The following is a 15447-nucleotide window of genomic DNA, read 5'->3' on the forward strand; positions in this document are numbered from 1 at the left end:
ACTCAACGCAACGCTTCGTAGAGAGACCCCGACAGCTCGCCGATGCTCTTGCCGCCCAGCAGCTCCTGGAGCGGGAACTCCACCCGGAGCTGCGCGTGCAGCAGCTTCTTGAGCTCCACGCCCATCAAGGAATCGAGCCCGAGCTCATGCAGCGTCTGCTCCGGCTCCGGCCATTGAGAGGCATTCAGCTCCAGGACCTTCGCCACCTGCTCGCGGAACCACTCGAGCACCGCGCCGCGGCCCTCCTCCACGGAGCCTCCGCGCACGCGCCGCAGCAGCTCGCGACGAAGCTCCGCGCGAGCCGGACGGGCGTCTCCACCGAAGTCGGCGAACAGCGGCGGCGGTCCATCCCCGGGCAGCCCTCCGAGGAAGGTCGGCCAGTGGATGGGCATCACGCCCACGGATGCGGGCACGGGACCGAACACCTGCTCCAGGACCGAGAACGCCTCCGCCGCGGGCACCATGCCCACGCCTCGCTTGCGCATGCGCGCGTCCAGCGCCTCGGAGGCTTCGTCACCGGGCTGCGCCCAGGCGCCCCAGCTCGAGCTCTGGCCGGGGAGCCCCAAGGACCGCCGGTACTCGGCGAGCCCATCCAGGAAGGACGTGGCGGACAGGTGGCTGGCCTGCCCCGACCCGCCCATCAGCGACGTGGACGAGGACACCATGTGGAAGAAGTCCAGCGGCGTGCCCTCCAGCCACCGGTGCAGGTTCCAGGCGCCCGCCACCTTCGCGGTGAACACCCGGCCCAGGCGCTCGCGCGTCTGGTGCAGGAGGATGCCGTCGTCCACCTCCGTCATCGCGTGGACGATGCCTCGCAAGGGAGGCATGCGCTTGGAGATGCCCGCCATCACGAAGTCGAGGTCCGAGTCCACGGACACCCCCGCGAGCGAGATGATGGCCGCGCCCTGCGCCCGCATCTCACGCACCTCCTCGGTGGACACGTCGCTGGCCCGCTTGCGCCCCAGGAGCACCAGGTTGCGCGCCCCGCGCCGCACCATCCACCGCGCCACCTGGAGCCCCAGGCCGCCCAGTCCCCCTGTCACCAGGTAGGTCGCATCCGCGCGGAACTGGAGCCGCCCCGCGCCCTCCCAGTCCCATTGCCGGTGACGGGCCAGCCGCAGCACCCGGCGCGCCCCTTCGTGCAGCAGCACCTGGTCCTCGCCATCGCGCGAGCGCAGCTCCGTCCACAGCGCCCGGGCGCTCTCCTCCACGTCGCGCCCAGGGTCCACGTCCACCCGACGGCAGTCGAGCTCGGGATGTTCGTAGGCGATGGCCTTCCCCAGGCCCCAGAGCGAAGCGCCCGCCAGGCCCGGGACACCGCCCGCGTCGTCCGCGCGCTGTGCGCCCCGCGTCACGAGCCAGAGGGAAGGCGACGCGGGATGGCTCGCGCCCGCCTTGAGCAAGGCCTGCGTGAGGTACAGCAGGCCGCCGCACACATCGAGCGTCTCGTCCTGGAGCTGGGAGACGGTGAGCCCCTCGGGCTTCGGCCCATCGAGGCTCCACAGGTAGACGACGCGCGAGGGAACCGTGCCCTCCGAGGCCAGCGCCTCCGTCAGCCGGAGGAAGTCCTCGGGGTTCCGGATGGGCACCTCGTAGCTGCCGTCATCGTGGCGCCGGAACACCTCGCCCCGGTGGACGAAGGTGCAGCGCGCCCCCGTGCCCGACATGCTCCGCGCGAGCGCCGCCCCCAGCCCGCCTCGGTCGGAGAAGACGAGGCAGTGCGCCGTGTCGCGCTCCGACTCGGCGGGGAGCGCGCTCGCGACGCGTCGCCACCGGGGCGCGTACAGCCACGCGTGCGGAAGGTCGGCGTAGCGGCGTGTCCGCATCAACTGCTCGCGGTTCATCGCCTCCAGCCGCTCTGGAGCCAGCTCGCCTCGCTTCTCCGCGGTCAGCAGCACGTAGGCCGCCGCGCCGCCTCGGAGCAGTCCTCCGAGCACCTCGTGCGAGCGCGCCGCCTCCGCGCGGACGTCCTCCGCGCCCCAGCCCAGCTGGGACAGACGCGCGTCCAGCGCGGGCTCGTGGAGGAAGTTCCCCATCTCGCTCGCCGCGTCCACGCAGTCCGTGGCGAGGAAGCCATTCGAGGTGAGCCAGCCGACCAGCTCGTCCAGGAGCGGCAACGCCAGCGGCTCGACATGGGGCAGCGACAGGGCCGTCTTCAGGAACACATCCCCGAGGACCAGCCGGCCTCCCTCGCGGACCTTCCTTCCCAGCGCGGCGAAGAGGGGCGCCCGCTCGTCCGGATGGCGCAGGACCTCCCACCCGAAGGCGACGTCGAAGCCCGTCTCCAGCCCGTCCGCGTCCAGTCCGCCCGACACGACCTGGATGCGTCCCTCCAGCGAATGGGCCCGCACCCTCGCGCGCGCGGCCTCCGCCTCCTGGGGCGAGGACGCATGCCCGATGACGCGGAACGTCCCGGGCCGCCGGGCCAGCGACACCCACTCGCGGCCGTCATCGCCTCCGAAGCCGAGGACTCGCTCACAGGTGGTGAGGTCCACGGCCCTGAACAGCGCCCCGCGCAGGTCGCGGTGTGCATCCGCGAGGAGCCGCGCCTGTTCTTCCGTGCCAGCGCCTTGCGCGGCCTGCACCCAGGAGAACGACGCGGAGACCTCCGGCAGTGGCGCGAGGGACCGGAAGTCCTCCGTGCCCTCCGGGAACACCGCGCTCAAGGGAGGGCGCGCGCGCGCCGCACGAGGCGCCGGAGCCTGTCCCTTCAGCGCCAACTCCAGCAGCGCCCGTCGCTCGGGCGAAAGCGCGGCGAGCCGCTCCGCGAGGCTGCGCCCCTGTCCCTGTTGTTCCATGCGACCGCCTCCTGGACGACACCTCTCCCGCGGCGGGCAGCGCCCACCGACGTGGCGAGGAGAACCGTGGATGCACAGCGCGAATGAAGCGGCGCTAGGTGAGGTTGATCTTCTCCGGAGCCGAGGGCCCGGACACCCCGCCCGGACCGCCCTCCGTGCTTCGAGGCGGACTCGCCGTCGCGGCGGGCATGGGGTGGCCTGGAATATGGGGCGTCTCGGACGCCGGGGGTTCGGTGGTGCTCCCTCCCGCCGACGCACGGAGCCGCGAGGTCGCCTCCTGCATCATCTGCTTGATGGTCATCATGCGCGGGCTGAGCGGGCCCTCCGCGCCGCTCGAGGAGGACGCCCTCCCGGGCCCCGGCCGAGGCTCACCCTGAATCGCCATGTCGATGTGCTCCAGCTCGCGAATCTGCGCCTGGAGCAGATGGGAGACCCCTTGCAGCACGTCCCGCTTCGCGCGGAAGAGTTGCTGGATGAAGCCTCGGCCTCCGGGAATCACGGAGTCGACGACCTCGGCGACCTTGGCCCCTTCCTCGGGCTGGGTCTCGAAGCGGAAGAAGTCCTTGGGCAAACGCTGCTTCTGCCTGGTCATGTCTGAACCCTTTCTTTCTTGAACTCAATGACAAGCTTCTCGCCATCCATCCGGGCCCCCGAGGTGGGGAGCTGCGCGACCATCCTCGGGAGCAGGACATTGCGCCGGAGGGCGCCCACCTGGATGACCAGCTCCGCCTCGCGCCGGGAGAGGGCGACATCGCCCTTGCGGACGAAGGGCAGCTGGACCTCCAGCCTGTACTCATCCACCGCGACCTTCCCCACCCCGACGGCGGGAGGGGAGCCCACGGTCCGCACCGGGTCCTCGCCCCGGAAGAGCTTCGAAGCGAAGGACTCGAGCGCGGCGATTCCGTTCACATCGTCACTCTGACGCTCCATCCCCATCGCGGGCACGGGCCCCGCGAGGCCCTGGAGCTCCTCGAGCGGGGGCACGCCTCCCGGCACGAGGTCATTGAAGACCATTCCATCCAAGGCAACACCTTGCAGGCCGAGGGCCGTGCAGGCGCGCCGCGTGGCCTGACAGGCCCGAGCATCCAGCGTCGTCACCCACCGCACGGTCGTCACGGTGGGGTCGCGCAGCAGGGTCCCCACGTCCATCAGCCTGTCGCTGACGGCGTGGAGCACATCGGGGTCCCCGCGCGAGGGCCTCACGCGGCGAGCCCCCTGCTCCGGGGGCCTCGTCCTGCGCGCGAACCAGCTCACCGCGTCCGCGCCTCCGACGAAGCGCAGCAGGTCACCCAAGGAGGGGCCATCGATGACGATGAGCTCGTACGTCCGCGCGCGGGTGTACTCGTCGAGCAGGAGGAGCGCCAGCAGCACCTCCAGCCCCGGCATGAGCGCGACCTCCTCCGCCGTCACATCCTCCAGCCCACCGCCCAGCAGCGCGGCCAGCTCGCCTCGGCCCGAGCTCCAGCGGCGCTGGAGCTCCGCGGAGACGTCCAGCTCCTGGAGGTGCAGGGAGTCCTCGACGCGAACGGGCTGCCCTCGGGGGCCGGGATGCGCGAGCACCTGCAGGCCGAAGGCCCCGCTCAGGTCCCGCGAGGTGTCGAAGGAGAAGACGAGCGTGCGGAGCCCCCGGCGCGAAGCCGCCAGGGCCGTGGCCGCCGCCACCGTCGTCTTCCCCACCCCACCACATCCCGAGACAAGGCGTATCCGGGTCGTCATGGCCGCGTTCCCGGACATCTCAGGTCCCGACTTGTGAAGGCTGCGCGCCCTGCTGCGCCTCACCCAGCCAGCCGGACTTCTCGACCCACCGCTTCGCGCGCTGGAGCTGGTCCATGGTGCCCTGCTGGCTCAACAGGCCGACGAGCACCGTCCCCACCTCCTGCGAGTCATAGGCGGAGAGGCGCTGGTCCACGGTGGGGTCCAGCCGGAGGTACTTCTTCCGGAGAATCATCCGGCACTGGTAGTTCACCGCGTCGGAGCCGGCCTCCAGCAGCATCTTCACCAGGACCATCGGGTCGCGGAGGTTGAGCAGCCACGGGGCAAAGCCCCAGTTGGCCTCTCCGTCCTTGAAGGTGGGGTCGAGGAACGCGGACATGATTCCGTTGCCCATCGACAGCACCAGGATGGACTCCAGGCTGGGCGGCTCCGTCGCCAGCGTGTCCACCGACTCATGCTTGTTCGGACGGGAGATGTTGTTGATGGCCTGCGCCAGCCCCACGAGCGAGGGATTGTTGGCGTAGAGCCCCCCGTCCACGTAGCCGCTGCCCCGGTCCTTGGAGCCTTGATAGATGGGATAGGAGAGCGGCGGAGAGCCGCTGCGCATCAGCACGTCGACCAGCAGCTCATCGAGGTCCGGGTCCGTCTCCGGGCCGGTGTTGTGGAAGACCTTCGACTTCCAGGTCCGCAGGCCCTTGCGCGTCCCGTCGAGCTGGAAGCTGGGAATCACGACCTTGCGCTTGAGGTCTCCCAGGCGCGTCGTCTTCCCGAAGTAGCTGCTCAGGTAGTCGCGCATGTAGTTCGAGTCGAGCAGCGAGCTGGTGCCCGTCATCGCCTTCAGGGTGCGTCCCAGGGACACGCCCTTCTTGTTCATCGCGACGGCCTCGCCCCAGAACTGGAGGTTCCGGTCGTAGGCGCTGTCCGGGTCTTCCTCCCGAGCGAAGAACGCCGCGTTGAACGAGCCCGCGGAGGTCCCCACGAAGAGGTCCACCTGGTTGAGGAGGGTTCGTCGCTCCCCCGCGGTGTCGAGCGTCTGCCGAAGCGCGCCGAGCATCCCGGTGGCGACATAGCCTGTACCTCCGGAGATGGAGGAACCGTCCAGGGACAGGATTCGATAGGGCATCACGCGACCTCCTTCGAGAACTGCGTGTTCGCCCCGCTCGCGGACAAGAGCGCGCGCGGGGGTTCCTCAAGAGCCAGTCCTGACACGGCCGCGTCCAGGCAGCGCTGCAGCTGGGCCGCCAGCACCGCGACGTGATTCTCGTCCAGGACGAGTGTCATGTGATTGCCAGGAACAGCAATGACTTGCACGCCGCCCAGGGCAAATCTTCGCACACTGTCGACGAGTGAATCCCTGCCTTCGGTGGGCGGCGCCGCACGGAAGAGCGTGGCGCTGCCGCCATACGCGGAGAAGGTGTAGGAGCGCTCCGCGCGAAGCGTGGCCATCATGTTGCGGGCCGAGCGCGCCACGTCCTTCAGGAATCTTCGCAAGTAGGTGCGCCTCCCGAGCGAGTCCTTGCGCCAGAGGTCCCGAGGCACCTCGGGCAGGCTGATGCCCATCCACTCGCCCACCAATCGCAAGCTCGCGTAGTCCTTCGGCAGCGGCGTCTCCGCCAGCACCTTCACCAGCTGCGAGCCCGTGGAGACCGCCTCGCGAAGGTCCTGGCTGTCCTGCGCGGCCTTGCGGTCCAGCGAGGCACCGTCAATCAGGCCGAGCAACGCGACCTGCTCCCCCTGGACCTCGAGCTGGCGCGCCATCTCGCAGACGATGATGCCGCCGTAGGACCAACCCGCGAGGTGATAGGGCCCGCGCGGCTGGAGCTTGCGCATGACGTCCACGTAGTGCGCCGCCGTCTCCTCCACCGTGCCGTGGGGCGTGCTGTCCTCTTGCAAGCCCGGCATCTCGAAGCCGAAGACGGGCTGCCCGGCGCGCAGGTGCTGGGAGAGGGAGACGTAGACGGCCGGGTTGCCCGCGGAGGGCGGGGCCATGAACAGCGGCGGGTTCCCTCGCGGCCCGCGCGGCTTCAGCGTCACCACGCCCTCCGGCAGCTTCGGCGCCAGGGCTCCGGCCTGTGAGTCGATCCACTGCGCCAGCCCCTCCACCGAGGGCCGCTCGAACACCTCGTTGAGCGGGACCTCCACGTGCAGCAGCCCCCGGACGCGCGCGATGAGCGTGATGGCCAGCAGCGAGTGGCCTCCCAGGTCGAAGAAGCTCTGGTCGGGTGCGACGTCGCTCAGCCCCAGCAGCTCGCGGTAGAGGCCCTGGAGCTTCTGCTCGGTGTCCGTCAGGCCCGCGGCGCCACGCGCCACGAGTCCCCGCTTCCCCGAAGACGGCGCGGGGAGTGCCTTGCGGTCCACCTTGCCGCTGGGGGTCAGCGGCAGCGCGTCCAGGACGACGTAGGCCGAGGGCCGCATGAACTCGGGGAGCTGCGATTGGAGGGACTCGCGCAGCGCGACCTCCAGCGACGCCCCGCCCCGCTCCGAGGACTGGACGTAGGCGACGAGGCGCGGCTCCAGTCCGGGCACACGCTCCAACACCACGGCGGCATGTACGACGCGCGGGTGCCGGGCGAGCGCCGCCTCCACCTCTCCGGACTCGACGCGGTGGCCGCGAATCTTGAGCTGGTCGTCCAGCCGCCCCAGGAACTCGAGGGTGCCGTCCGGCAGGGAGCGGGCCAGGTCTCCCGTGCGATAGAGCCGCGTCCCCTCCTGACCTGAGCCTGGGAGCGCGAAGGGATTCGGCACGAAGCGCTCGGCCGTCAGGTCGGGACGCCGCAGGTAGCCGCGAGCCAGCCCCTCGCCGCCGATGTGCAGCTCACCGGGCACGCCGATGGGCACCGGCTGTCCTCGCCGGTCCAGGACATACAGCGCGGTGTTGGTGATGGGCTTGCCGATGGGAATCCGCTCGGGGAGCGGAGCACCGCCTGGGGACAGCGCGTGGAAGCAGCAGGCGACGGCGGCCTCCGTCGGGCCGTACTCGTTGATGACGCGCGCGGTGAGCCGCTGCTCCCGCCAGGTCTCCAGGTCTCCGCCGTTCAGCCCCTCGCCGCCGAGCACCACCGCGTGGGTGCGCTCCAGCACCTCCCGCAGCCGTCCCAGTCCGTCGAACGCGCGCAGGTGCGAGGGCGTCAGCTTGATGAAGCTGAAGCCCTGTTCCGGGTAGTCGCGCGAGGACAGCAGGTCCAACTCCTGGCCCCGGGGCAGCAGGAACAGGGCACGCCCCGCGAGGAGCGGAGCGAAGAGGCTGGTCAGCGTCCCGTCGAAGCTGATGGAGCCGAGCACCGGGCTCCCCGTGCCCTCGTGGAGCCGGTACGTCTCCACGCTCCAGCGCAGGTAGTTGACGATGCTCCGGTGCGTGACCTCCGTGCCCTTCGGCTGTCCCGTCGAGCCGGAGGTGTAGAGGACATAGGCCAGGTGCTCGGAGCCGACGTCCCTGCGCAGGCGCTTGCCCACGGTGTCCGGGAAGCGCTCGCACGAATCATCCACCGGGAGCACCTTCGTCCCGGGGAACTCCAGCTCCAGCGGGGCGCTCGACGTGAGCAGCAGCCGAGGACGCGCATCGCTCACGATGCGCCGCAGCCGCGCGGGAGGCTCGTCCGGGTCGAGCGCGAGGAACGCGCCGCCGGCCTTGAGCACCGCGAGCAGGCTCACCACCAGCAGGGGCGAGCGCTCCATGCAGATGCCCACCAGCGTCTCGGGGCCCACGCCTCGGGCTTGGAGCGCCACCGCGAGCCGGTCGCTGCGCTGGTCCAGCTCGCCGTACGTCAGCTCCCAGTCCCCCATGACGAGCGCACAGGCATCCGGGCTCCGCGCCGCGCGCGCCTCGATGAGCTCGTGCAGGCAGGACGTGCGGGGGCCTTCCCCGCGGGTGTCGTTCCACGTCCGGAGGACCCGCTCCCGGTCCTCCACCGGGAGCACGGGCAGGTCCGCCACCGGGCGCTGGGGCTCGGTGAGCAGGCCCTGGAGCAGCACGTGGAAGCAGTCCGCGTAGTGCTGAATCGTGCTCCGGTCGAAGAGGTCCCGGTTGAACACGAACCGGACCGTGAGCCGGTCCGAGTGGTCATCCACGAAGAGGTTGAGGTCGAAGCGCGAGGACGTCGTCTCGAACTCGAGCGGGACGATTCGCATCCCCGCCGGGTCCGGCAGCGAATCCACCGCGCGCGCCCAGGAGAACACCGCCTGGAACAGCGGGTTGTAGCCGGGGTTCCGCGCGGGCTTCAGCTCCTCGACCAGGAGGTCGAAGGGCAGGTCCTGGTGCGCGAAGGACTCGAGGACGACCTCCCGGACGCGCTTCACCACGGTGGAGAACCCCGGCGCGCCGCCCAGGTCCACGCGCATCACCAGGTTGTCGACGAAGAACCCCACCAGCGGCTCCAGCTCGGGGCGGGTCCGGTTGATGGCGTTGGCACCGACGACCAGGTCCTCGCGGCCGGTGAGGCGGTGCAGCAGGACGAAGAAGGCGGCCAGCATGCCCATGAAGGGCGTGGCGTTGGCGGAGTGGCTCAGGGCCTTCAGGGCCTCGGTCAGCGCGGAGCCCACCTCGAGGCGGACCTCGCCCCCCGAATAGGTCTGCACGCGGGGACGGGGACGGTCCGCGGGGAGCTCCAGCAAGGGCGGCATCCCCGCGAGCCGTCGCCTCCAGGCGTCGACGAGGCCCCGGCGGACGTCGCCTTGCAGGTGGCTCCGCTGCCAGATGGCGAAGTCGGAGTACTGGAGCGGCAGCGGCGGGAGCGGTGACGGGAGTCCCTGGGCGAAGGCCGTGTAGAGGACCATCAGCTCGCGCATGAGGATGCCGCGCGCCCAGACGTCCGCGGAGATGTGGTGCAGGCAGACCTGGATGAACTGGCCCTTGGCGCCTCGGTCGACGACGAGGACCCGGGTCAGCGGCCCCTCGGACAGGTCGAAGGGCCGCTCACCCTCGCGGCGGAGGAACTCCTCCGTGCCGCCGGGCTCCTGGGCGAACACCTCCGGCTCGTCCATCACCACGAACTCGAGCCGAGGCTCGGGGTCGACCACCTGGACGGGAACCCCTTGCTGCTCGGCGTAGCGCGTGCGGAGGATCTCGTGGCGCCGGAGGATTTCGATGAAGCAGCGCTCCAGGAGCGCGGGGTCCAGGTGCCCCTCGACGCGCAGGGGCATGACCAGGTTGTAGGCGACGCCGCCGGGCTCCAGCCGGTCGAGGAACCACAGCCGCTGCTGCCCGTAGGACAGCGGCGCGGGCCCCGTGCGAGGCACCGGTGTGATGGGGCGCTCCTCGTTCGCGCGGTGGCGCTCGCGCAGCAGCGTCAGCAGCTCCTGCTTGTGTCCGGCGAGCAGGTTGCGCAGCTCCTCGCCCGCGGCCCCCTTCGGGCCTCGGAGCTTGAGGTTCTCCCCTTCCGCCCAGACCTCCAGGCCCCGCCGATTCAGCTCGGCGAGCAGCTCCCCCATCTTCATAGCGTCAGCTCCTCGAGCTCGGTCTGCGCGCCTTCGGTGGGGACGCGTGAGAGCAGCTCGCTGAGCTCGAGCTGCTCGTGCATCACCTCCACGATTCCAGCGAGGCCCGACCCGTCGATGAAGCGGGCCAGGGGAAGGTCGACCCCCAGCTCGCGGCCCATGCGGTTCTTCAGCTCCACGGCGCGCAGCGAATCGAGCCCCATCTCGTTCAGGGAGATGGTCCGCTGGAGCATCTCGTGCTCCGGAGGGAAGCCCAGCAGGGCCGCGAGCCGGCCCTGGAAGTAGTGCTTCAAGAGCCCTCGGCGGCGCGTCCCGTCCGAGCGCTTGAACTCCTCCAGCAGCTCCACCAACCGCACGGTGGTGACCGAGCGGGCCTGCTCCTGCGTGGCCAGCTCGGAGAACAGCGGCCCGTGTCCCGCGGAGGGCGTCGCCTCCACCGAGGAGAGGTTGACGGGCACCACGCCCACCTGCGCGAGGTCGCGGCCCAGCAGCTCCTCGAGAACTCGCAGCGCCCGCTGGGGAGACAGGCTCGTGGCGTCCGGCGCGCGCCCTGGGACTCGGCCCTTCTCCGCCATGCCGCCACCGGACCAGCGCCCCCAGTTGATGCTGAGCGCGGGCAGGCCCTTCGCGCGGCGATGATGCGCCAGCGCGTCCAGGAAGGTGTTGGCGGCGACGTAGTTGGCCTGTCCCGCCACACCGACGAGCGACGCGGCGGACGAGTACATGACGAAGAGGTCGAGCGGGAGCCCCTCGGTGGCCTGATGCAGGTTCCACGCACCCAGCACCTTGGGCGCGAACACCCGCGCCAGCCGCTCCCGGTCCTGGCGCAGGAACACGCCATCCTCCAGCACGCCCGCCGTGTGGAAGAGACCGCGCAGCGTCGAGCCGCGCGCGGAGACCTCCTCCACGACCCGGCGCACGTCCTCCAGGCGCGAGACATCACCGCGCGCCACAAAGACCTCGCAGCCACGCGCGCGCAGCGCCTCGAGCCGGGCCTGTGCTTCATCACCCGGCGCTCCACGTCCCATCAGGACCAGCTGGCGAGCACCGGCCTCCACCAGCCATGCGGCGGTGGCCAGGCCCAGGGCGCCCAGCCCTCCCGTGACGAGGTAGGCGCCGTCCGCCTGGATGGACACGGGACTGGCGCGGTTCGACAGCGCACCGGGCCTCGCGAGTCGGGCGGCGAGGAGCTTGGAGCCTCGCAGCGCGAGCATGTTCTCGCCCGGTGCCACGGTCAGCCTCTCGAACCACCGCGTGGCCGCATCCTCGCTGTCGTCCAGGTCCACCATCCGGCAGCTCAGCTCCGGATGCTCGATGGCGGCGGCGCGGCAGAGGCCCCAGAGCGTCGACTGCGCGAGCCCCGTCACGGCGTCGCCTGGCGCGGCATGGATGGCGCCTCGGGTCACCAGCCACAGCACGGGCTTCTGCGCCCAGCTCGCACGCGCCATCGCCTGGACCAGGTGGAGCACTCCGGCCGCGCTCCGCGACGTGGCCCCCGCCAGCGACTCCGGGGAGAGGGCCTCGGCCTCCGGCTCGTCCAGGCCCCAGAGACACACGACGGTCGTCGGCGCGGCCCCTTCCGAGGACAGCTCCGTGAGGAGTCGGGTGAAGCCCTCGGGGGCGCTCGGGTCCAGGCGCGTGAGGCCCGGCTCGGAGCGCTCGTAGCCAGGTCCCGGAGTCACGACCTCGCAGCTCCCGCCATGACGCTGGACCTGTTCCTTCAGCGCGTGCGCCGCACCTCCTGCGTCCGCGAGCACCCACCAGCGGCCCGACAGGAGCGGGAGCGGCCCCTTCGTCCGCGCCGCCTGCTCCCGCCACGCCAGCTCGAAGAGCAGCTCCCGCGCGGAGTCCGAGAACGAGGTCATCAGCGCGCGCCGGTCGCTCTGCTTGAGCAACAGCCCCTGGACCTCGGCGACGAGCTCGCCCTCCTCTCCGAGGACTCGCAGGTCACAGCTCATCAGCTCATCGGTGGCGGTGACGCGACCGTCATGGCGCGCGTGAACCCAGACACTGGCTCCGGGCTTCTTGAACCAGCGCAGGCGCTCGATGCCGACGGGCATGCGCTGTCGATGGGCCTGCCCCTCCTTCGCCTCCTCCATGAACAAGGCCGCGGCCGTCTGGAAGCAGGCATCGAGGAGCAACGGATGCAGCCGGTACGCCCCCATGCCGACCACCTGGCTGTCATGGAGCCGGAGGTGGGCGAGGCAGGCGTTGGTGCCGAACCGCAGGGACTCGATGGCCCGGAACGACGGGCCGTACTCGATTCCGTGTCGGGCCATCAGCTCGAACAGCGGCTGCGCGGACCGGGGCGGAGAGAAGCGGGAGAACAGCTCCGACGCCAGCTCCACCGGCCGCACGGACTCGCGATGCTCGGTGAGGTATCCGTGGGCCAGACGCACCCAGTCCTGGTCCGGGCCCGCCGCGCCCTGTCCGTAGATTTCGAAGTGCGTGCGCCCCGCCTCCGGCGTCAGCACTGTCTGGACGTCATGCGCCTCGCCCTCGCCGAGCACGAGCGGGCGCTCCAGCTCGACGGAGCTCAGCTCGAACAGTGACTCCGACTTCGAGGCGGAGTGCGCGGCCCCGAGCGCCATCTCGGCGTAGCAAGCAGCCGGAAGGATCGTCGTGCCGAAGACGCGGTGGTCGGCGATGAACGAGGGCTCGGAGGCACTCAGGCGCGACGTGAAGCGCAGCGTCTTCGTTCCCGCCAGCGCCAGGGGCGCGCCCACCAGCGGGTGGACCTTGCCGCGAGACACCTGCTGCCTCCCCACCAGTCCCTCGGTCTGGGTGTCCAGCCAGTAGCGCTCTCGCCGGAAGGGGTACGTCGGCAAGGTGGCCGAGCGCCGCTCGAACGGTGCGTCGAACGCGGCCCAGTCCACCTCGAAGCCGCGCGAGTAGAGGGTGCCCAGCGTGGAGAGCAGCTGCGCTGTCTCGCCAGACGAGGCGCGCAGGCTCGGAAGCCAGCACAGCTCCTCCGCGTCCTGGAACATGCGCCGGCCGATGCCCGCGAGGATGGGCGCGGGCCCCACCTCGAGGAAGGTCCGATGCTGCTGTCCGCGAAGGACCTCCAGCGCCGAGGCGAAGGCGACGGGCTCTCGGAGGTGACGGCCCCAGTAGTCCGGCCGGGTCAGCTCCTCCGCGACGAGCCTCCCCTCCAGCGAGGAGACGAAGGGGATGCGTGGCGTGGAGAGCGGGATGCCCTCGAAGCCCGCGGTGAAGGGCGCCACCACCGGGTCCATGAGCGACGAGTGGAAGGCGAGGGAGACGGGCAGCCGCTTGCAGGGGATGCCCTTCCCCACGAGGGTCACCGCGACTTCGGTGAGGGCCGTGCTGTCGCCTGACAGAACCAGGTCCTCGGGACCGTTGACCGCCGCGAGACAGACCCGCTCCGCGAACGGAGCGACCACGGGCGCCAGCGCCTCCAGCGTGGCGGTGACGGCCAGCATCGCTCCGTCGCCCGGAGCCGCATGGATGAGCCGGGAGCGCTCGACGACCCGCTTCAGCGCGTCCTCGATGGAGAGGACTCCCGCGACCACCGCCGCGGGATACTCACCCAGGCTGTGCCCCGCCACGGCGCCCGGGACGATTCCCCACGAGGCCCACAGCTCCGCCAGCGCGTACTCCAGCGCCACGAGCGCCGGCTGCGCATGACGCGTGTCCGCGAGCAAGGCAGCGGAGGATTCTCCATGCAGGATGTCCTCGAGCCGAGGCTCGAGCAACCCTTCGAGCGCGCTCGAACAGCGGCGCAGCGCCTCGCGGAACACAGGCCAGGTCTCCGCGAGCTCGCGGCCCACACCAGGGCTCAGTGAACCCTGCCCCGTGAACAGGAAGACGGGCTTCGGCAGCTCCGTCCCTCGCCTCGGCTCGCGCTGGGAGCGCGGCTTCTCGGCGCGCAGGCGAGACAGGCCCGCCTGAAGCTCGGCCGAGGTGGCGCCGGTGATGGCCGCGCGATGCTCGAAGTGGGAGCGGCCGGCGTTGGCCGTGTAGCACCAGTCCCCCAGGGCGCCATCATCCGCTGGCAGCGCCGACGCGTGTGCCTCCACCAGCGCATCGAGGGCGGCCTCGGTCTTGGCCGACAAGGTCAGCACATGGACGGGGCGCGCGCGCTCCGCGGGCGGGCGCGGCAGCACGGGAGCCTCCTCCACCACGAGGTGCACGTTGGTGCCGCTGAAGCCGAAGCTGCTGAGCCCCGCGAGCCGCCGCTGCGCTCCCCTCGGCCAGGGCCTCAGCGCCGTGGGGATGACCACGGGCAGGTCGTCCCAGCGGATGTTCGGGTTCGGGTGCTCGAAGTGGAGATGCGAGGGGATGGCTTCGTTCTGGAGGGACAGCAGCACCTTGATGAGGCCCGCGATGCCCGCGGCGGCCTCCAGGTGTCCGATGTTCGTCTTCACGGAGCCCACGAACAGCGGCTCGGCCCGCGTGGACTTGCGGCCGAAGACGGACCGAAGCGCCTCCATCTCGATGGGGTCGCCGAGCGCGGTCCCTGTTCCGTGGGCCTCGATGTAGCTGACCTGGTCGGGCTCCACGCCACAGCCATCCAGCGCCATGCGGATGACGCGCTCCTGCGCGCGACCATTCGGCACCATCAGCCCGCTGCTGCGTCCATCGTGGTTGAGCGCCGAACCTCGGATGACGCCGAGAATCGGGTCGCCATGCGCCAGCGCGTCCGACAGGCGCTTGAGCACGACCATGCCGCACCCTTCTCCGCGCGCGAACCCATCCGCGGACGCGTCGAAGGCCTTGCAGCGTCCGTCCGCGGACAGCATCCGGTTCTGGCACTCCACCATCATGGTGACGGGCGACAGGCTCAGGCTGACGCCGCCGGCGAGCGCCATGTCGCTCTCGTCGTTGCGCAGGCTCTGACACGCGAGGTGCACGGTGACCGCGGAGGAGGAGCACGCGGTGTCCACGGTGAGCGCGGGCCCCTGGAACCCCAGGGTGTGGGAGATGCGCCCCGCCGCCATCGACGGATAGTTGAGCGACGACGAGGAGATCTCCACGTCGGCGCTGATGCCCAGCACGTTGTAGTCGTTGTGCATCAGTCCCACGAAGATGCCGGTCCGGCTCCCGGCCAGCCCCGAGGGAGGAATGCCCGCGCGCTCCAGGGCCCTCCAGCACTCCTCCAGCAGCATGCGCTGCTGCGGGTCCATGAACTTCGCGTCGCGCGGGGCGATGCCGAAGAACGAGGGCTCGAACAGGTCCACGTTCTCGATGAAGGCGCCGCGCCGGGTGTAGACCTTGCCGTGGGTTCCCGGCGTGGGGTCGTAGACGTTGTCGATGTTCCAGCGCTCGGGTGGGACTTCGCGCGTCGTGTCCCTGCCGTCGCGGAGCACTTCCCAGAAGGTCTCCGGCAGCTCACCGCCACCAGGGAAACGGCACGACATGCCGATGACGGCGATGGGCTCGGCGGCCAGGAGTTCCTTCTTGGCGCGAAGCTGACTCGCGAGATAGGCGAGCTTGACGGTGGGTAGCTCTGAGATGCGGGTCGGTAGTTTCGCCATCCGGT

The 15447-nt window shown here is 70.8% G+C and carries 6 protein-coding genes; all 6 read right to left on the reverse strand.

The window, feature by feature from the left end; translation table 11 throughout:
- Positions 1 to 2: 2 nt before the first annotated feature.
- The 6 genes from MYSTI_RS29815 to MYSTI_RS29840 all read right to left on the reverse strand — a co-directional run bounded on the left by MYSTI_RS29815 (position 3) and on the right by MYSTI_RS29840 (position 15442).
- Entirely contained in the window at positions 3 to 2798 is a 2796-nt protein-coding gene (locus MYSTI_RS29815; protein WP_015351535.1) for a KR domain-containing protein, read from the reverse strand.
- A 94-nt stretch (positions 2799 to 2892) separates the two neighbouring features.
- Positions 2893 to 3390 carry a hypothetical protein gene (locus MYSTI_RS41105; RefSeq protein WP_015351536.1) on the reverse strand — a complete coding sequence of 166 codons (498 nt, stop codon included), beginning with the start codon at positions 3388 to 3390 and terminating at the stop codon, positions 2893 to 2895.
- Entirely contained in the window at positions 3387 to 4514 is a 1128-nt protein-coding gene (locus MYSTI_RS29825) for an ArsA family ATPase (RefSeq protein WP_044900742.1), read from the reverse strand. The genes MYSTI_RS41105 and MYSTI_RS29825 overlap by 4 nt, the downstream gene beginning before the upstream one ends.
- Positions 4515 to 4533: 19 nt before the next feature.
- The gene (locus MYSTI_RS29830) at positions 4534 to 5634 is read right to left on the reverse strand and encodes a patatin-like phospholipase family protein (protein WP_015351538.1); all 1101 of its coding nucleotides are present in this window, start codon (positions 5632 to 5634) and stop codon (positions 4534 to 4536) included.
- A complete protein-coding gene (locus MYSTI_RS29835) occupies positions 5634 to 9944 on the reverse strand; it encodes a non-ribosomal peptide synthetase (protein ID WP_015351539.1) in 4311 nt (1436 codons plus the stop codon). Before MYSTI_RS29835 ends, MYSTI_RS29830 begins: the two co-directional genes overlap by 1 nt.
- Positions 9941 to 15442, reverse strand: a complete 5502-nt coding sequence (locus MYSTI_RS29840) for a type I polyketide synthase (protein ID WP_015351540.1) — start codon at positions 15440 to 15442, stop codon at positions 9941 to 9943. Before MYSTI_RS29840 ends, MYSTI_RS29835 begins: the two co-directional genes overlap by 4 nt.
- Positions 15443 to 15447: the final 5 nt, after the last annotated feature.

The sequence above is a fragment of the Myxococcus stipitatus DSM 14675 genome (genome assembly GCF_000331735.1).
In the GTDB taxonomy this organism is placed as follows: Bacteria; Myxococcota; Myxococcia; order Myxococcales; family Myxococcaceae; genus Myxococcus; species Myxococcus stipitatus.